General features: G+C 72.3%; 19 protein-coding genes. 13 read left to right on the forward strand and 6 right to left on the reverse strand.

Annotated elements, in window-relative coordinates; genetic code table 11:
• A complete protein-coding gene (egtB, locus tag ACFV9O_RS26185; RefSeq protein WP_385421758.1) occupies window positions 1–1,314 on the reverse strand; it encodes an ergothioneine biosynthesis protein EgtB in 1,314 nt (437 codons plus the stop codon).
• Window positions 1,311–2,579, reverse strand: a complete 1,269-nt coding sequence (egtA, locus tag ACFV9O_RS26190) for an ergothioneine biosynthesis glutamate--cysteine ligase EgtA (protein ID WP_385421761.1) — start codon at window positions 2,577–2,579, stop codon at window positions 1,311–1,313. Before egtA ends, egtB begins: the two co-directional genes overlap by 4 nt.
• A gap of 135 nt (window positions 2,580–2,714) precedes the next feature.
• Here egtA and ACFV9O_RS26195 point away from each other — a divergent pair, with 135 nt between their 5' ends.
• The 3 genes from ACFV9O_RS26195 to ACFV9O_RS26205 all read left to right on the forward strand — a co-directional run bounded on the left by ACFV9O_RS26195 (window position 2,715) and on the right by ACFV9O_RS26205 (window position 5,639).
• A complete protein-coding gene (locus tag ACFV9O_RS26195) occupies window positions 2,715–3,536 on the forward strand; it encodes a TIGR02452 family protein (protein ID WP_385421763.1) in 822 nt (273 codons plus the stop codon).
• 76 nt (window positions 3,537–3,612) lie between these two features.
• Window positions 3,613–4,311, forward strand: a complete 699-nt coding sequence (locus ACFV9O_RS26200) for an ArsR/SmtB family transcription factor (RefSeq protein ID WP_385421765.1) — start codon at window positions 3,613–3,615, stop codon at window positions 4,309–4,311.
• Window positions 4,308–5,639 carry an MFS transporter gene (locus ACFV9O_RS26205; RefSeq protein WP_385421768.1) on the forward strand — a complete coding sequence of 444 codons (1,332 nt, stop codon included), beginning with the start codon at window positions 4,308–4,310 and terminating at the stop codon, window positions 5,637–5,639. Before ACFV9O_RS26200 ends, ACFV9O_RS26205 begins: the two co-directional genes overlap by 4 nt.
• An 81-nt stretch (window positions 5,640–5,720) precedes the next feature.
• On the opposite strand, the gene ACFV9O_RS26210 is transcribed toward ACFV9O_RS26205, so the two are convergent.
• The gene (locus ACFV9O_RS26210; protein ID WP_385421771.1) at window positions 5,721–6,422 is read right to left on the reverse strand and encodes an alpha/beta fold hydrolase; all 702 of its coding nucleotides are present in this window, start codon (window positions 6,420–6,422) and stop codon (window positions 5,721–5,723) included.
• A gap of 43 nt (window positions 6,423–6,465) precedes the next feature.
• Window positions 6,466–6,852, reverse strand: a complete 387-nt coding sequence (locus tag ACFV9O_RS26215) for an MFS transporter (protein ID WP_385421774.1) — start codon at window positions 6,850–6,852, stop codon at window positions 6,466–6,468.
• A gap of 157 nt (window positions 6,853–7,009) precedes the next feature.
• Between ACFV9O_RS26215 and ACFV9O_RS26220 the strand changes: the two genes are divergently transcribed.
• The 3 genes from ACFV9O_RS26220 (at window position 7,010) to ACFV9O_RS26230 (ending at window position 9,962) form a co-directional block, all read left to right on the forward strand.
• Window positions 7,010–8,032: a LacI family DNA-binding transcriptional regulator gene (locus tag ACFV9O_RS26220; protein ID WP_385421777.1), complete on the forward strand. Its 1,023-nt coding sequence runs from the start codon at window positions 7,010–7,012 to the stop codon at window positions 8,030–8,032.
• A gap of 36 nt (window positions 8,033–8,068) precedes the next feature.
• Window positions 8,069–8,338 (forward strand): hypothetical protein, encoded by a 270-nt coding sequence (locus ACFV9O_RS26225; RefSeq protein WP_385421779.1) that lies wholly within the window; start codon window positions 8,069–8,071, stop codon window positions 8,336–8,338.
• Between the two features lie 187 nt (window positions 8,339–8,525).
• On the forward strand, window positions 8,526–9,962 hold the full coding sequence (locus ACFV9O_RS26230) for a benzaldehyde dehydrogenase (protein ID WP_385421781.1): 1,437 nt from the start codon (window positions 8,526–8,528) through the stop codon (window positions 9,960–9,962).
• 119 nt (window positions 9,963–10,081) lie between these two features.
• Here ACFV9O_RS26230 and trxA read toward each other — a convergent pair whose 3' ends face one another.
• A complete protein-coding gene (gene trxA, locus ACFV9O_RS26235; RefSeq protein ID WP_385421783.1) occupies window positions 10,082–10,450 on the reverse strand; it encodes a thioredoxin in 369 nt (122 codons plus the stop codon).
• 116 nt (window positions 10,451–10,566) lie between these two features.
• Here trxA and ACFV9O_RS26240 point away from each other — a divergent pair, with 116 nt between their 5' ends.
• The 3 genes from ACFV9O_RS26240 (at window position 10,567) to ACFV9O_RS26250 (ending at window position 14,131) form a co-directional block, all read left to right on the forward strand.
• Window positions 10,567–11,997 carry a dihydrolipoyl dehydrogenase family protein gene (locus ACFV9O_RS26240; protein ID WP_385421786.1) on the forward strand — a complete coding sequence of 477 codons (1,431 nt, stop codon included), beginning with the start codon at window positions 10,567–10,569 and terminating at the stop codon, window positions 11,995–11,997.
• A 78-nt stretch (window positions 11,998–12,075) separates the two neighbouring features.
• A complete protein-coding gene (locus ACFV9O_RS26245; RefSeq protein ID WP_385421789.1) occupies window positions 12,076–12,534 on the forward strand; it encodes an SRPBCC domain-containing protein in 459 nt (152 codons plus the stop codon).
• A gap of 214 nt (window positions 12,535–12,748) precedes the next feature.
• Complete coding sequence (locus ACFV9O_RS26250) at window positions 12,749–14,131, forward strand: hypothetical protein (RefSeq protein ID WP_385421792.1); 1,383 nt, start codon at window positions 12,749–12,751, stop codon at window positions 14,129–14,131.
• Window positions 14,132–14,201: 70 nt separating this feature from the next.
• On the opposite strand, the gene ACFV9O_RS26255 is transcribed toward ACFV9O_RS26250, so the two are convergent.
• On the reverse strand, window positions 14,202–14,552 hold the full coding sequence (locus tag ACFV9O_RS26255) for a tetratricopeptide repeat protein (protein ID WP_385421794.1): 351 nt from the start codon (window positions 14,550–14,552) through the stop codon (window positions 14,202–14,204).
• Window positions 14,553–14,694: 142 nt separating this feature from the next.
• On the opposite strand from ACFV9O_RS26255, the gene ACFV9O_RS26260 reads away from it, so the two are divergent.
• The 4 genes from ACFV9O_RS26260 (at window position 14,695) to ACFV9O_RS26275 (ending at window position 17,489) form a co-directional block, all read left to right on the forward strand.
• On the forward strand, window positions 14,695–15,306 hold the full coding sequence (locus tag ACFV9O_RS26260) for a hypothetical protein (protein ID WP_385421797.1): 612 nt from the start codon (window positions 14,695–14,697) through the stop codon (window positions 15,304–15,306).
• A 131-nt stretch (window positions 15,307–15,437) separates the two neighbouring features.
• Window positions 15,438–16,103, forward strand: coding sequence for a 1,4-alpha-glucan branching protein (locus tag ACFV9O_RS26265; RefSeq protein ID WP_385421799.1), 666 nt, complete (start codon window positions 15,438–15,440; stop codon window positions 16,101–16,103).
• Between the two features lie 47 nt (window positions 16,104–16,150).
• On the forward strand, window positions 16,151–16,279 hold the full coding sequence (locus ACFV9O_RS26270) for a hypothetical protein (RefSeq protein ID WP_385421801.1): 129 nt from the start codon (window positions 16,151–16,153) through the stop codon (window positions 16,277–16,279).
• Between the two features lie 244 nt (window positions 16,280–16,523).
• A complete protein-coding gene (locus ACFV9O_RS26275) occupies window positions 16,524–17,489 on the forward strand; it encodes a pirin family protein (protein WP_385421804.1) in 966 nt (321 codons plus the stop codon).
• Window positions 17,490–17,977: the final 488 nt, after the last annotated feature.

The raw sequence follows: 17,977 nt of genomic DNA on the forward strand, positions 1-17,977 counted from the left end.
TCAGGCGTCCCTGGCGGTACGGAACCCGGAGAAGATCTGCCGGCGCACGGGCAGGTCCCAGTTGCGGAACGTGCCGCGGCACGCCACCGGGTCCACGGCGAACGAGCCGCCGCGCAGCACCTTGTGGTCGGGGCCGAAGAAGACCTCCGAGTACTCGCGGTACGGGAACGCCGCGAAGCCCGGGTACGGCAGGAAGTCGCTCGACGTCCACTCCCATACGTCGCCGATGAGCTGGTGGACGCCGAGCGGCGACGCCCCCTCCGGGTACGCACCGGCGGGTGCGGGCCGCAGGTGCCGCTGGCCCAGATTGGCGCGGCCGGGGGTCGGGTCCTCGTCGCCCCACGGGTAGCGCCGCGAGCGCCCGGACGCGGGATCGTGGCGGGCCGCCTTCTCCCACTCGGCCTCCGTGGGCAGCCGCCGCCCGGCCCAGCGGGCGTACGCATCGGCCTCGTACCAGCTGACGTGCAGGACGGGCTCGTCCTCGGGCACCGGCTCGGTCACTCCGAACCGGCGGCGCAGCCACTGTCCGCCCTCGCGCCGCCAGAACAGCGGCGCGCCGATGTCGTGCTTGCGGATCTGGGCCCAGCCCTCCGGCGCCCACCACCGTTCGTCGGTGTAGCCGCCGTCGGCGACGAAGGCCTGGACGGCGCCGTTGGTGACGGGTGTGGTGTCGATGAAGTACGCCGGGAGACGGCGCTGGTGCGCGGGCCTCTCGTTGTCGAGTGCCCAGGGCTCGGCGGAGGTACCCATGGTGAACGGGCCCGCCGGGACCAGCACTTCGGCGGGCAGCCCGTGCGTGCTGCCGCGGGGCGGCTCGGGTGCGTCGAGCGCGGCGGGGCCGCGCCTCAGCTGATGGGTGATCAGCATGGTCTCGTCGTGCTGCTGTTCGTGCTGCGCGATCATGCCGAAGGCGAAGGCCGAGTCGACGAGCGGGCCGCCGTGCAGCGGGTGTCCGTCGAGGATGTCGAGCACCCGGCCCCGTACGTCGGAGGCGTAGGCCCGGGACTCGGCGGGGGAGAGGAGCGGCAGCGTGGGCCGCTCGGAGCGGGGATGCTCGAAGGCGTCGTACACCGAGTCGATCTCGGGGCGTATCGCCTCCCGCCCGGCGACGGCCCGCAGGAGCCACTGCTCCTCCTGGTTGCCGATGTGTGCCAGGTCCCACACGAGCGGGGACATCAACGGCGAGTGCTGCGCCGTCAGTTCGTGGTCGTCGACGCAGGTGGTGAGCAGGGCGGTGCGGGCGCGGGCCGTGGTCAGCGCCTCGAGGGCCCGCTGCCTGAGCGTCTCGCCGGTCGCCACCGGGGACTCGTTCATGAGCTGGTCTCCTTGCTGCGGAGCGAGAAGTCGTCGGCCGGACATCGGCCCTGCAGGACGTAGCGGTCGTGGTAGGCGGCCACCGCGTCCTGAACGGACGCGGACGCGCCCAGTCGGGGCAGCGCCTCCAGTGCCACGGCGAAGCAGGTGACGGCGGCGCAGTGCAGTTCGGGGTCGGTGAGCCCGTCGCGGGCGGCGCCGAGCCAGAGGGGATTGCGCGGCGCGGGCAACTCACCGGCGAGCTCGGCGAGCGGCTTGACCGTGCGGTACGCGGTCTCCGCCGCCTCCGGGTCGTCGAACAGCGCCATGGTGACGGCGAGCGGCACGATCCAGCCGTCCTCGCCGGACTGCGCGTCGATCATGCGCAGTTCGAGATGTCCGCGCGGGCGCACGGGCGGGAAGAGCGTGGTGACGTGGTATTCGAGGTCCTCGCGGGTGGGCGGCCGGGGGGTCCCGGACCGTATCCACTCGCGGAACGTCAGCCGCTCCGGCACCGGCCAGGGACCTTCCTGGGCCCGGATGCACATCACCGGGGTGTCCAGGACATGGGTCGCCCAGGCAGCGCGGGGCTCGACTCCGGTGGCCGGGGCGAGGGAACGGACCGGGTCCAGATCCGCCCACAGTGCCTGCCGGGTGGAGCGCCAGCCGGTGGGCCGGCCGGCCCCGGCCGGGGAGTTCGCGAAGGCCGCCACGAGCACCGCACCCAGCAGATGCGCCAGTTGCCAGCGCCGGCCGAGCCCCATCGGCCCCGGCTCCTCGAAGCCCGCGTCCAGACACACCTGGACGGAGGCGGACGAGCACATCATCGAGCGACCGGCGGGCCCGGTGCGGTCGAGGGAGGTCTCCATGGCGTCGTACCGCGCCTCGCGCAGGAGCCGGCGCGGAGGGTGCCAGGGATCGTGGCCGAAACCATTGAGAGCGAGGCCGGATGCGTGCAGTGCGGTCCGGACGGCCGCGAGATCCGCCGCGGTGGAGTCGATGCACTCCATCAGCGACGCGGCGGGCGGCGAGCTGAGCTCGAGCTGCCCGCCCGGTTCGAACGTGAGCGCCGAGGCGAGGCTCAGGTCCCGCAGCCCGGCGAAGGCACGGTCCAGGCGGGTCGGCGCGACGGGCAGGCGGGGGTGGTGCAGTTCGTGGACGAGCCATTCGAGTTCGACCCCTACTGCGCGGGGCGGGCCCGTCTTGAAGCAGATACATCGCAGGAGATCCTCGGCGTCGTCCTCGCCGAGCGGCGGGCCGCTCCCCCCGAAGCCGTGTGCTGTCATGGTCGACTCCTCCTGTCGCAGGCGCTCCGTCCACCTAAGCCACCGTCGACGGTTCGCACAAGAGTGCCCCTGCGGGGCGTAAGGCGGCCGTAATGCGCTTGCTGCCTCCCTGTTCGATCACTGAGGATTCCGGGCATGAGTGCACGTTTGCGGGGGATGGCGAAGCAGACCCAGGAGATCGTCGAAGCAGGCCGCTACCGGGCGCCGGGCGGCCACATGGTGACAATCGGCGGGGCACTGTCCGCCGCGGTCGAGGGGACACGGATGTACGGACCCGGGTCCGTGCCGGTGGTCCCCGACACGGACCGTTTCAGCCTAAGTGAGGTCACCGGGGAGAGCAGCCTGGACGCTGCCCGCCGCCTGACGGCCCGGGACCCGGGGCCCGTCGCGGTCCTGAACTTCGCCTCGGCCCGCAATCCCGGCGGAGGCTTCCTGAACGGCGCGCAGGCGCAGGAGGAGGCGCTCTGCCGGGCCTCGGCGCTCTACACCACGCTGCTGCGCGCCCCGGAGTTCTACGAGCATCACCGCGGCGACCGCAGCCCCTTCTACTCCGACCGGGTGATCCACTCGCCCGGCGTCCCGGTCTTCCGCGACGACAGGGGCCGCCTCCTCGACACGCCGTACACGGTCGGCTTCCTCACGTCGCCCGCGCCGAACGCGGGCGTGATCCTGCGCCGTACGCCGGAGGAGGCCGCCCGCATACCGGCCGCCCTCGCGTCACGCGCGGAACGGGTCCTGGAGACCGCCGCCGCGACCGGCTACCGGCGGCTGGTGCTGGGGGCCTGGGGCTGCGGGGTCTTCCGCAACGACCCTGCGCAGGTCGCGGGCGCGTTCCGGGCGCTGCTCAGGGATGGCGGGCGGTTCCGCGGGCACTTCGACGAGATCGTCTTCGCGGTCCTGGACCGCACGCGGGGGCAGGGCACGCTGGGGGCGTTCCGGGCGGCGCTCGGGGAGTAGCCCGCCCGCGAACTTTCCCAAAGAAATTCTGCAAAAATACTTTTGGAAAGTTGGTGATCCGCCCTACGCTGCCGCCATGGTCAGCGAAGAGCACGGACGCGGCGTCGGCGACGAACGCAGACGCGTCCTCGACCCCGAGCGCGACGCGGCGGCCCTGAAGGCCCTCACCCACCCGCTGCGGATCCGGCTGCTCGGGCTCCTGCGGCAGGACGGCCCCGCCACCGCGAGCGAACTCGCCGTACGCACCGGCGAGTCCTCGGCCTCCACCAGCTACCACCTGCGGGTACTGGCCAAGTACGCCTTCGTCACCGAGGCCGAGCACCGGGACGGCCGCGAGCGGCGCTGGCGGGCGGTCCACCGGACCACCTCCTGGAGCAACGAGGCGATGGAGGCGACGGACGAGAGCCGGGCCTTCGCCAAAGCCAGCCGCGGGGCGCAACTCGCACATCTGGAGCAGACCTTCCGTCAGTACGACGAAGCGGTCGCCGCCGGCCGGATCGGCGCCGAGTGGCTGAAACCGTCGGGCATGTCCGACGACCTCGTCCGGCTGACCCCCGAGTCGCTCGCCGAACTGTGGCGGACGGTCGAGCGGCGGGCCGGGGAACTGGCGGCCCGGGACGCGGACGACCCGCGCGCCCGGCAGGTCATCCTCCTCGTCGCGGGAGTGCCGCTCGCGGGCCGTGACCGGGGGACGGACGAGGGCACCACCGGCGGGAAGGGCGAGGGCGCGGAGAACGGCACGGACGCGGGCCCTGAGAACGGGCGCGCCTCATGACCGGCGCGCTCGACCCCGCCGCCGCCCGCCGCCGGTACGCCGCCGTCACCTTCCTCTTCTGGTTCCCGGTCGGCCTGATCGTTCCGTCGCAGGTGCTGCTCCTCGGCGAGCGGGGAATGGGCCTGGAGACCGTCGCGTGGCTGTTCGCCGTGCACTCGCTCACCGTCGCCGCCCTGGAGCTGCCCACCGGCGGGCTTTCCGATGTCATCGGCCGCCGGGTGGTACTGGCCGCCTCGGGCGTGCTCTGCGTGGCCGCCTTCGTCCTGTTCGCCCTGGGCACCGCCGTCTGGGTGCTCACGCTGGCCATGTTCCTCAGGGGAGTCGGCCGCGCCCTGTCCAGCGGCCCCGCCGAGGCCTGGTACGTCGACACCGTGCAATCCCACTCCGGGGCCGACGCCGAACTGCGCACCGGACTCGCCCGCGGAAGCACCGCGTCCGCCATCGCGCTCGCCGCCGGCACCCTCATCGGCGGCGGCCTGCCCTGGTTGCTCTCCCTCGGCCCCGACTGGGGCGCACGGCTGACCGACGCCACCTCCGGACTCGTGCCTCCGCTCGCCGTACCGGCACTGCTGGGCGCGGCCGTCGGACTGGTCTTCGTGGCCTGCGTACTCACGCGGCTGCCCGAGCCGCCCCGGCCCCCCGCCTCGCTGCGCGATGTGCTGCGCGGTGTCCCGGTCACCGTCCTCGGCGGGCTGCGCCTGGGCGCGGGCGACGCGCTCGTGCGCCGCGTGCTGCTCACCGCGGGCGCCGCCGGTGCGGCCCTGTGTACCGTGGAACTCCTCACCCCGGGGCGCGCCGCCGCACTGACGGGAGCACCCGAGTCCGGTGCCGTGCTCTTCGCCTCACTCGCCTGCGCCGGATTCGTCTGCACGGCCCTCGGCAGTCACGCCGCGCCGTTCATGGCCCGCTGGGCGGGCAGCGGCGAGCGCGCGGTGCCGGCCAGTCTGGCCACGGGCGGGGCCGGCCTGCTGCTGCTCGGGGTCACCCTCCTGTGGCGGGGCCCCGGTGCCCTGGCCCTCGCGGCCACCGGCTACGGGCTGATCTACCTGGGGCTCGGCGCGGCGGGCCCGAACCAGAACGACCTCCTGCACCGCCGCGTCGACAGCTCGGGCCGCGCCACCGCCCTCTCCGTGCAGTCCCTCGTCCTCCAACTCGTGGGCGCCCTGGCCGGTCTGGTCGCCGGACGTCTGCCCGCCGGTCCCATGCCCTGGCTGCTCGGCGGCGCGGTCCTGCTGGCCGGCGCAATGCTGTGGATCCGTCGCGCACGGCCCGCCGCGCCGGCGACCGGATCGCCCTCCGTGCCTGAGCCGACGGCAGCGGCGCACTGAGATCCCCGCGCCCGCACGGCCGGGCCCGGTGCGCACCCCCGTGGGCCACCGGGGCCCCGAACGTCCCTGATACACGGACCGTCAGATCCAGCCGTCCAGCGACGCCATGAAGCCGTCGAAGTCGTCGCGGTGGATCGTGTGGCCCGCGCCCTTGACCGTACGGACCTCGAAGCCGCGCCCCCGCAGCACCTCGGCCCGTTTCTGCGAGACCAGGAAGCTGGGATCGGCGAGCTGCACCAGCGACGGCACGAGCGGCCTCGCGGGCAGCAGATCCACGCCGACGAAGCCTGCGAGGCCCTGCACCGACGACTCGTCCCACGCGGCGAGCGTCTCCAGCTCGATGTCCACGTCCACGCTCTCCCAGCGCGGGTTGAGCGCCACGATCTGCTCCCGCGTGGCCGTCGTCTTGAACGCGGCGAACTGCCCCGGATCGAAGCCCTCTTCGCGCGTCGCGAGATACCAGGCCGGGTCGGAGTACACGGCACGCCGCGGCGCGAGCCGCTCCACCGCGAGGGAGAGGGTGAGCCCGCCGAGCGAGTGCCCGATGGCCAGTTCGGCGCCCACCGGCAGAGTCTCGGCCACGTCGTCGGCGTGGTCCTGAGGCGTGTATACGTCGGCGCGCCCGCTCGCGCCATGGCCCCGCAGATCGACGGCGATCACCCGGTAGCCCTGGTCGGCGAGGGCCGGACCGACCCTGCGCCAGGTGCGGTGGTCGGCCATGATGCCGTGGATCAGGAGCGCGACGCGGTCACCCGCGCCCCAGGTGTGGGTGTGGAGTTGCACGGTGGAGTGCCTTTCGGACAGTGGGCGGAGGGACTTTGCGGAGTCAGCGCACGGTGCGGATGGGGCGCACGGCGAGCGGCCCCAGCACCGACAACGCCGCGGCCACGAGGAACAGTGTCGTGCAGCCGCCGCCGGCCGACACGAGCACGGAGGCCAGGAAGGGGGCGACGATCTGCGGGCCCGCGTTGGCGACGTTGAGGACACCCATGTCCCTGGCGGCGTCCTCGGCCGTGGGCAGGACCATGGTGACGAGTGCGGTGTCGACGGCCATGCAGCAGGCGAAGCCGAGGCCGTTGACGACGGAGAAGGCAAGCATCGCGGTCCAGCTCGTCGAGACGGGGAGAAGCAGGGGGAGAAGACCGCGGGCCTGCCGGGGCGGCGCAGGCGGGACGGCTTCGGGCGTGCCGGTGCCGGGCGAGGAAAGGGCCACCTTGCCCTCCGGTTGAGGGGACGGATGAAGGAAGCGGTCGAGGGATGATTACACGTGTCAATGACGCGTGTAACCCCTGTGTAGCATTCAATTCAGGCCATCCGCCAGACCCCGAGCGGGATCGCTGCCGGATCGGTCTGGAAAGATGCCGAGGGCGATGAGCCAGACACCCAGACAGTCAGCAGAACGTTCCGTTCCGACCAGTGCAGATGTCGCGCGGCTGGCCGGAGTCTCCCGGGCCACCGTCTCGTACGTGCTCAACAACACCTCGGCGGTACGGATCAGCGAGCCCACCCGCCGCCGGGTGCGGGAGGCCGCCGAAGAACTGGGATACGTACCGCACGCCGCCGCTCGCAGCCTGCGTGCCGGACACACCCGCATCGTGCTGCTGCCCACCGCGCACGTCCCGATCGGGCCGCTCTACAGCCGCTTCATCAACGAACTCCAGTGGGCGCTGCGGCGCCTGGACTACACCGTCGTGCAGTACGGCAGCCTCGGCCTCGACGGCGATGCCGCGGCCCGCGCGTGGGCCGAGCTGCGCCCCGTCGCCGTCGTGTCGCTCGGTGAGATCGCGCTCACCCCGCAGGGCGTCGAGGTGCTCAAGCGCTCCGGCGCGAAGGCGGTGATAACGCTCGGCCCGCAGCACGTGGAGGGCGCCCACTCCCTGGTCATGGACCAGCGCGAGATCGGCGCCCGCGCGGCGGAGCACCTCCTGGAGCGCGGCTACCGGCGGATCGGCGTGATCATGCCCGAGGAGCAGGGGCTCGACCTCTTCTCCGAGCCCCGGCTGGCAGGCGTCCGGCAGGCCGCGGAACTCGCCGGCGCGCTGGTGCGGCCCGTTCCGCTCTCGTACGACGAGGTCGCGGCGGGCGCACTCGCGGCGCGCTGGGGCGACCTCGGTCTGGACGCCGTCTACGCGTACAACGACGAGTACGCCATGCTCCTGATGCGCGCCCTGCAGGACGCGGGGATCACCATCCCGGACGAGACCGCGGTGATCGGTGCGGACGACCTGCTGCTAGGGCGGCTGCTGCGGCCCCGGCTGAGCACGGTGCGGATCGACCTGGTCACCGGGCAGTATCTGGCCGAGCTCGTCGACCGTGCGGTCCGCGATCCGGGCGGCGTACCCGAGCGGCACGATCTGATGGGCGCGCAGGCCGTCCGGCGCGAGTCCACCTGACGTGCGGCGCGGGCGGCGCGTGGCTAGCGTCGTGGCATGAGCACACTTCCGCGGCGCTTCGTGGTCCTGCTGGTGCCCGAGCATGTCGTCGACCGCTCCGGCGCGGCCGTCGAGGACAGTGCGGTGCGCTCGGCGGTGGTGGAGTCGACCGGTGCGCAGGGTGCGTCGGGCTATCCCCGTTACGCGGGCCACGGCATCGTGGCGGACATCGACCCGGAGACCCGCACGGTGGAGGCGCTGCTGGTCGACGGCTCGGAACTGGACTACGGGCTCACGGCGCTGGTCATGGAGTACACCCCGAGCTAGAGGGTCCCGCGGATGCGGCGGGCCCGTCCGGCCGTCGTCGGTCGAACCCGCCAACTCGTCATCGACGAACCGAAGTTGACGCGCGGTCGACTCATGGCCGGAACGCCCGCGGAGCCGTTCGGCTGGCTACGATGTTGCACATTCAACTGGGCGAAACTGAGCGAAACTGAGCGACTGGAGAGCCTTCATGCCCCTGCTCGATCCCAAGACGTGGCAGCCCGTCAGACTTTCGGGAGGTGAGTCGGACGTCGTCGAGCCCGCCACCGGGGAGTCGCTCGGCGCCGTGGACCTCGCCACGCCCGAGGACGTCTCCCTCGCCGCGCGGTCCGCCGCGGCGGCCCAGTCCGCATGGGCGCGCACCCCGCACTTCGTGCGTGCCGCCGTGCTCCGCAGGGCCGGAGACCTCTTCGGGGAGCACGCCGCCGAGCTGCGCGGATGGCTCGTCCGCGAGTCCGGTTCGATCCCGGGCAAGGCGGACTTCGAGCTGCACGTCGCCGCCCAGGAGTGCTACGAGGCCGCCGCACTCGCCTCCCGCCCCACCGGCCAGGTGCTGCCCAGCGAGCAGCCCCGGCTGTCGTACACCCGCCGCGTCCCGGCCGGTGTCGTCGGCGTCATCGCGCCGTTCAACGCCCCGCTGATCCTTGCCATTCGCTCGGTCGCCCCGGCCCTCGCGCTCGGCAACGCTGTGCTGCTCAAGCCCGATCCGCGCACCGCTGTCTGCGGCGGGCTGTCCCTCGCCGCCGTCTTCGCGGAGGCCGGGCTCCCCGAGCAGCTCCTGCACGTCCTGCCGGGCGGAGCCGACACGGGGCAGGCCCTCGTGGCGGACCCGGGTGTCCCGGTCATCTCGTTCACCGGCTCGACGGCCGCCGGCCGTACCGTAGGCGAGGCCGCGGGCCGCCATCTCAAGCGCGTCCATCTCGAACTCGGCGGAAACTCTGCCCTCGTGGTCCTGGAGGACGCCGACATCGAGGCCGCCGTCTCCCAGGCGTCCTGGGGCTCCTTCTTCCACCAGGGCCAGATCTGCATGACCACCGGCCGCCATCTGGTGCACGCATCGCTGTACGACGAGTACGTCGAACGGCTCGCGGCGAAGGCGGACTCGCTGGCCGTCGGCGACCCGCACCGCGAGCAGGTCCACCTCGGCCCGGTGATCGACCGCGGCCAGCTGTCCCGGATCCACCGCCTCGTCGAGTCCAGCACGGCAGGCGGCGCCCTGCTCGCCGCGGGCGGCACGCACCGCGACCTGTTCTACCGCCCCACCGTCCTCGCGGGCGTCGACGACCGCACCCCCGCCTACGCGGAGGAGGTCTTCGGGCCGGTCGCTCCCGTCCGCGCGTTCACCACGCTCGACGAGGCGGCAGCCCTCGCGGCCGCCGGCCCGTACGGACTGTCGCTGGGCATCGTCACCCGCGACACCGCGCTGGGCCTCGAACTCGCCGACCGCATCCCCACCGGAATCGCCCACATCAACGACCAGACGGTCAATGACGAGGCGGTGGCGCCGTTCGGCGGCGTCGCCGCGTCGGGCACCGGCGCGCGCTTCGGCGGCGAGGCCAATCTGGATGCCTTCACCGACCTGCGCTGGACGACGGTGCGCCGCGAGGCCGCGGGTCACCCGTTCTGACCGGAGTCGTTCCGACGGGAGCCGGGTGGTCCGCGCCGGTCACCGGCGTTGACGGACGGGAGCCCGGGCCGCCGCCTCACGCGTGCGACCCGGGCTCCCGGCCCGTCCGCCGGCCACGCTCACTGCGCCTGCTGCGCCTGCGCGATCGACTTGCGGACCTCGTCCATGTCCAGCCCGCGGGCCTGACCGATCACGTCCTCCAGCACCGGCTCGGGCAGCGCCCCGGGCTGGGCGAAGACGGCGACGTTGTCGCGCACGATCATCAGCGTCGGAATCGAGCGGATCTCGAACGCCGCGGCCAGCTCCTGCTGCGCCTCCGTGTCCACCTTGGCGAAGACGAGGTCGGGGTGGCGCTCCGAAGCCTTCTCGAAGACCGGGGCGAACTGGCGGCAAGGCCCGCACCAGGAAGCCCAGAAGTCGATCAGGACGAATTCGTTGTCGGTTACAACCTGATCGAAGTTTTCCTTGGTGAGCTCGACAGTGCTCATTGCTTCCTACCTCTTCCTGGTGTCCGTCCGGCACCGACCCGCACAACCGTGGACGGGGCGGCCCTATTCCGCCTGCCCATGTGGCCACGGTGCACACGTGGCACCAGACTGTGCCCATGACGGAAGCCGTGGAGTACGACGTGGTGGTGCTCGGCGCCGGGCCGACCGGGGAGAACGTGGCGGACAGAACCAGGGCCGCCGGACTGAGTACGGCAGTGGTGGAGGGCGAGCTCGTCGGCGGCGAGTGCTTGTACTGGGCGTGCATGCCGAGCAAGGCACTGCTGCGGCCCGTCATCACCCGGGCCGAGGCCCGCAGGGTCCCCGGCGTCCGGCGCGCCGTGCAGGGCCCGCTGGACGCCCCCGAGGTGCTGGCCCACCGCGACGACTACGCGTCCCACTGGAAGGACGACGGCCAGGTCGGCTGGCTCGACTCGATCGGCGCCCGGCTCTACCGCGGCCAGGGTCGGCTCCACGGCCCCCGGAAGGTCGTCGTCGAAGGCCCCGAGAGCGAGCACCATGTGCTGGTCGCCCGGCACGCGGTCGCCGTGTGCACCGGCAGCCGGGCCGTCCTGCCGCAGCTGCCGGGACTCACCGGGGCCAAGGCCTGGACCAGTCGCGAGGCGACCAGCGCGCAGTCCGTGCCCGGCCGGCTCGTGGTGGTCGGCGGGGGAGTGGTGGGCTCGGAGATGGCCACTGCCTGGCAGGCGCTCGGCTCGCAGGTCACCGTGCTGGTGCGCGGCGATGGCCTGCTGCCGCGTATGGAACCCTTCGTCGGCGAGCACGTCGCCGATGCGCTCACCGAGGCGGGCGCCACGGTCCGTACGAACGTGTCCGTGGCCGCGGTACGACGCGACGGAGGCGGCGCACCGGTCACGGTCGTCCTCGAGGACGGCGAGCTGATCGACGCCGACGAGGTCCTCTTCGCCACCGGCCGCGCCCCGCGCACCGACGACATCGGGCTGGAGACGGTGGGCCTGGAGCCCGGCTCCTGGCTCTCCGTCGACGACAGCTGCCGGGTCGAGGGCTCGCAGTGGCTGTACGCGGTCGGCGACGTCAACCGCCGCGCCCTCATGACCCACCAGGGCAAGTACCAGGGGCGCATCGCGGGCGCCGCGATCGCCGCCCGTGCCGGGCACACGCCGCTCCTGGAGACGGACCGCTGGGGCGCGCACTCCGCGACCGCCGACCACGACGCCGTTCCGCAGGTCGTCTTCACCGACCCCGAGGCGGCGTCGGTCGGCCTGTCCCTGGCCCAGGCCGAGGCGGCCGGCCGGCGCGTGCGCGCGGTCGACTACGACCTCGCCTCCGTCGCCGGAGCCGGGCTCTACGGCGACAACTACACCGGCCGCGCGCGCATGGTCGTCGACCTGGACCGCGAGATCCTCCTCGGCGTCACCTTCGTCGGCCCCGGCGTCGGCGAACTCCTCCACTCGGCGACGATCGCGGTCGCCGGTGAGGTCCCCATCGACCGCCTCTGGCACGCGGTCCCGGCGTACCCGACGATCAGCGAGGTGTGGCTGCGGCTGCTGGAGACGTACCGCGGTTAGGGGGGCGGCGTCCGCCGGATCCGGGGCGCCCGCGGTGAGCCGGGGTGTGCCGAGGCGCAAGAGCCGTAATCTGGGCACGTGTATGCGATGCGGATCTCTCGTCACATCAGGGCCCCGCGCTCGGCCGTCTACCGGGCACTCACCGAGGCGGACGCGATCGCGACGTGGCGGGTGCCGAGCGGAATGAGCAGCCACGTACACGAGTTCGACGCACGCGAAGGCGGCGCGTTCCGCGTCTCGCTCACGTACGACGCGCCGGACGCGAGGGGCAAGTCGGCGGGGCACACCGACACGTACCACGGCCACTTCGCAAGACTCGTGCCCGACGAGCAAGTGGTCGAAGTGTTCGAGTTCGAGACGGCGGACCCCGGACTGCGCGGCACGATGACAATGACGACAACCCTCACCGAAACGAGCGGCGGTACGGACGTCCTCATCGTGCACGAAGGCATCCCCGACAGCGTGCCCGCCGCCGACAACGAGACCGGGACGCGAATGGCCCTGGCGAATCTCGCCGAGCTCGTCGAGGCAACGTAGGCGCTGGAGCACTCCTCGCACGGGGCGCAGGCGCGGCGGACCGGGCGGCTCGACCGGTGTCGGGTGCGGCGGGGAGCGGCGAGCCGGGCGTGGCCGGACGCGGCCCCCCGCCCCGCCGCGCGGTGCGGCGTTCACTCAACCGGCCCGGCCCGCTCGCGCGGGCCCGCCTCCCGAGGTCAGCTGGACCCACCCATACGTACGGGGAGGATCCACCATGTCGGAGAACGGAGCATCGGGCCCCGACGCGGAGCCTTCCGCGTCGCCCGGCGGCGACGACGGGCGCGCCGAGCTCGAGCAGCTGCGTACGCGTGTCGCGGCGCTGGAGGCCGGCCGGGCGCCACGAACGAGCCGGCACCGGACGAAGTCGTTCTTCTCGGCCCTGCTCATCGTCATCGGCTGCGTCCTCGTCCCGTTCGCCATCGTCGCCGCGTGGACGTCCTCCGAGGTCGGGAACACGGACCGGTACGTCGACACCGTCGCACCGCTCGCCTCGGACCCCGACGTCCAGGCGGCCGCGGCGAACCGCGTCACCGCCGCGGTGATGCAGCACATCGACCTTCCGACCCTCCTCGAAGGCGTGGCCCCGGAGAACCGGCCGCTGCTGGAGAAGGCGCTCGGCCGGCTGGGCAACTCGCTGGAGAGCGCGGTCAGCAGCTTCGTCCGCGACAAGGCGGAGGAGGTCCTCGCCTCCGAGACCTTCGCGAAGATCTGGACCGACGCCAACCGCAGGATCCACACGGCCGTCGACAAGGCCCTGACCGGCACCGGCGGTGGCGCCGTGAAGATCAACAACGACTCGGTGACCGTCGATCTCGCTCCCGTCATCGACCAGGTCAAACAGCGCCTGGTCGACGAGGGAATGACCGTGGCCGCGAAGATCCCCGAAATCCACACCGACTTCACGGTCCTGCGCGCCGACAACATCGGCAAGGTCAAGACCGGCTTCCGGCTCCTCCAGATCGCCGGTTTCTGGCTGCCCGTCCTCGCGGTGCTGCTGATCATCGCCGGCGTCCTGCTCTCGGCCCACCGCCGGCGCACCACCGTGATCGCCGCGCTCGCCTTCGCGTTCGCGGCGCTGGTGCTGGGCCTCGCCCTGACCGTCTTCCGGGTGGTGTATCTCAACGCGCTGCCCGACAGCGTCTCCCAGCCCGCCGCCGAGTCCATCTACGACGCCCTGACGCGCTATCTGCGGACCACGGTGCGCATGGCCGCCGTGCTCGGCGTGGTGGTCGCGCTGGCCGCGTGGCTCTCGGGCCCGGGACGGACGGCCACGCTCGTGCGTGGTCTGTGGAACTCCGGGATCACGGCGGTCCGCTCCACGGCGGACCGCGCGGGCCTGCGCACAGGCCCGGTCGGTCCGTTCGTCCGCCGCCACCGGACGTGGATCACCTGGGTACTGGTCGCCGCGGCCGTCGTCACGTACGTCCTCTGGAGCTTCCCCACGGCCTGGGTCGTGGTCGGCATCGCGCTCGTGTGGCTCTTCGCGATGGCGGTGGTGCAGTTCCTCGGGGATGAGGGCGCAGGGGAAGGCGCGCCTGCGGGCCCGGCCGATGCGCCGGGTCCGGACCCGGCGTCACGGCAGTCACCCACCCGCTGACCACGGCGGCCGCAGCCGGAGCCGTACGGGCGCGGTGGCCGCGGGCTCCGGCAGGCGCTGCCCGGCCGGTTCACACGGTGTCGGGGAACTCCCCGGACATCGCGGCCGCCATCCTCAGGTGCGGAGCGGCCTCTGCGGCCCTGCCCTGCCGCTCCAGCGCGCGGCCCAGCATCAGCCGGGCGTACTGCTCCACCGGGTCGCGCTCCAGGATCGCGCGCAGCTCGGTCTCGGCCTTGCGGAGCTGCGCGGAGTGGTAGTACGCCCGCGCCAGCAGCAGCCGCGGCGCGACCTGCTCGGGCACCTCGGCCACCAGCCCGCGGAGGATCCGCGCCGCCGTCAGGTACTCCTTGGCGTCGAAGAACATCTGGGCCCGGTCCCAGCGGTCCGCGGCCGTCCCGAACTCGTAGTACGTGTCGCTCACGTGCGCTCCTTCCCGTGCGGGCCCGCTTCCGGGCCACGCGCCCGTCAACCGACGGAAGTAATTGAATATTCCACAATGGGCCCGGCCCTGCGTGCTGCACATCGGCCGGGTTCCGTGCGGGGCCGACGGTCGTCGCGGCCGGATGGCCGTCCTCATGGAGCCGGACGGGCTGCTCGGCGCCGCCCTGGTGCGAGAACCACCGGACGCACCGGCCGTCCGGCAGCGGTCGGCCGTAGGGCATGCTGCCGCGGTGACTGATCCTCAATCAACATGGCAGGCCTGGCTGAACAGCCTGGACGAGCCGCGCAGGGCAGATGCGGAATCGCTGCGCGCCCGGTTCGATGCCCTTGGCGTGACCGATTCCGCCGACTTGATCAAGTCGGAGGTCTGCGAAGACCTCCCGCAATTGGCGCGGTTCCTGCTGCTGCGAAGCCTGTGGCGCGGTGCCGTCGACGGCTGGTCGGACCCGCACTCGTTCGATCAACTCCCCTCTGCCCAACGGCTTCTCGCCGACGGGGCGGACCGGGACGATCTCGTTCGCCTGGCCCGAGCCGTTGCGTACGAGGCCGTGTTCGCGACACTCGACGAGCTCGACGCCGGCGGCGATGTGAACGTTTCGGGCATGGACGTCGGCTGGACGGTCATGGAGTCCGGCGAGGACGGCTCCCCGACCGGGCGAGCCCTGTCGGGCCTGCATGAAGACTTCCTGACGACGGACCCCAGCGGACGCGACGGGAATGACCTTTGGCTGTAGGGCGGCCGGTGCCTCGCGCGGCTGCCGGTACGGGCATGGGACGGCGTGAGTGCGGCACCGCCGCGGGGACGGCGCCGCGCAGATGGGAGGGTATGAAGACCCGCATCGCCCGACGGAGGAGAACGTTCGGCATGGCCGTCATCCACCGCACCACCCTCAAGCCCACGAAGCTCGAACTGCTCACCTCCTGGCTTCCCTCCCGCCCGTGGTACCGCGGCGGCGCGGGAGAGCCGGACCTGGTCAAGGCCGGCGGCTTCCGGCTGGACGATCCGCAGGGTGAGGTCGGGATCGAGTTCATCGTGGTCGCCGACACCTCCGGCCCCCGCCCGGTCACGTACCTGACGCCGCTCACCTATCGCGGTGCCCCGCTCGACGGAGCGGACCACGCCCTCGTCGGCACCATGGAGCACGGGGTGCTGGGGCGGCGCTGGGCCTACGACGGTTGCCACGACCCGGTGCTGGTCTCCCAGTTGCTCGCCCTGATCGAGGGCCGGGTCCAGGCTCAGGACCAGAGCACCAGCGACACCCCCGACCGGGAGGTCACCCGCTCCTGCACCGGCGACGATCCCATCCGCACGGACTTCACCACCCGTGCCACCGACGACCATGAGGGCACCGAGCTGGTTGTTCCGCAGGGCATGATCCTCCGCCTGCATCGGGTCCTGCAGCCCGCCCCGGACGGCCCGTCCCTCCTTCCCCAGGGAGCGACCGGCCACGTCGCCGGCTCCTGGCTCGTGCCGGACGGCACCCGCACCCGGGGTCTGTTCGCCGTCCTGCACGCCGGCCCTCGGGTCTAGCGGAAATCGGAGTGCATGCTGGGTCGGGAGAGTGCCAAGGTCACTGCGTGATCCTGATGGACGTACTCGTCGACTTCGCCCGCACCGGCCGGATCGGGCCGCAGCACTGCGGAATGTCCCTGGCCGAGGCCGAAGACCTCCTCGGCCCGGGCACCCCCACCCGGCCCACATCATGAAGGGGGCCCGCAGACGTCTCGCCGTCTTCAGCCCGCCGGCACTGACGACCACGTGCCGCACCTCGATCGGCACCACCTGGGCGTGATGCACAAGCACACGACCTGACATCGCCGATGCCACGGAACGATCTCAGAAGCAGGCCCCTGACCTGCTCGGGCAGACCCCCGCGTGCCAATCCAGCCGGGTAATGGGCGAGCTGGAGGGTCTTTGTGGCCCGCCCCGCACAGGGCTAGGTTGAGCACCATGAGCAATCTTGATCGTCAGGCTTCACCGTCCGTCTGCGGTGGCCGCGGCTTCGTCGTCGCCGAGCCGGTACGTGAGCTCCTCGCCCCGCGCCGCGTCCAGCTCGGTGAATCCACCGAAGTGCGCCGGCTGCTGCCCAACCTCGGCCGCCGCATGGTCGGTGCCTGGTGCTTCGTCGACCACTACGGTCCCGACGACATCGCCGACGAGCCCGGAATGCAGGTCCCGCCGCACCCGCACATGGGGCTGCAGACGGTCAGCTGGCTGCACGAGGGCGAGGTCCTGCACCGCGACAGCGTCGGCAGCCTCCAGACGATCCGGCCGCTCGAGCTCGGGCTCATGACCTCGGGGCGCGCGATCAGCCACTCCGAGGAGAGCCCCAAGCCGCACGCCCGCTTCCTGCACGGTGCCCAGCTGTGGGTCGCGCTGCCCGAGACCCACCGCTATGTGGAGCCGCACTTCCAGCACCACGCCGAGCTGCCCCGCGTCACCGCCCCGGGCCTGACGGCCACGGTCATCCTGGGCGAACTCGACGGTGCCGCCTCGCCCGGCACGACGTACACCCCCCTCGTCGGCGCAGATCTGGCCCTGACACGCGGCACCGAAACCAGCGTGCCCCTGGAGCCCGACTTCGAGTACGCCGTCCTGTCCATGTCCGGCGAGGTCCATGTCGACGGCGTGCCCGTCCTGCCCGGATCGATGCTCTACCTGGGCTGCGGCCGCACGGAACTCCCGCTGCGCGCCGAGTCGGCCGCGGGGCTGATGCTCCTCGGCGGCGAGCCGTTCGAGGAGGAGCTCATCATGTGGTGGAACTTCATCGGCCGTTCGCAGGCGGACATCGAGCAGGCCCGCAGGGACTGGATGGAGGGCTCCCGCTTCGGCGAGGTGAAGGGGTACGACGGCGACCGGCTGTCCGCCCCCGAACTCCCGCCGGTGCCGCTGAAGCCCCGGGGAAGGGTCCGCTGACCTGGGGTCATGGGTATCGGTCTCGTTGTCCGAGGATGTGGGGTGCCAACCCCTTCGCCTGCCGTGCGGAGGGCTGTACTCGCGCCTCGAAGTGATCCACTCACACGTGGGGTGCGAGCTGCATGTGTTGGCGGCTGCGACCCCCAATTCCCGTGCGGCCCACCGCTGTTGGACCGACCGAGCGGCGACCGGATTCGTTCCAGTCACGTCGACACCCTTTGGGATCGGCAGCATGCGCGCGTGATGAGGCGCCTATGACGCCTATGGGTGGAGCAATTCCTCGCTCGCGTACCGAGGGGCATCACCGCACTGGACGATGCAGGGCTGGTCACGCGAGCGACGGGGCGTTTACCGCTGTCCGATGAGTTTCAGCGATCACGATGAGTGACGGGGGCGATCCCCGCGTGGGCGAGGCCCACGCGATCAGGCCCGTGAGAGCGGTGAGGACGGTGAGGGCGGTCGGACTGGTCGTACCGAGGACGCCGAGG

The sequence above is a fragment of the Streptomyces sp. NPDC059909 genome (genome assembly GCF_042730885.1).
Classification (GTDB): Bacteria; Actinomycetota; Actinomycetes; order Streptomycetales; family Streptomycetaceae; genus Streptomyces.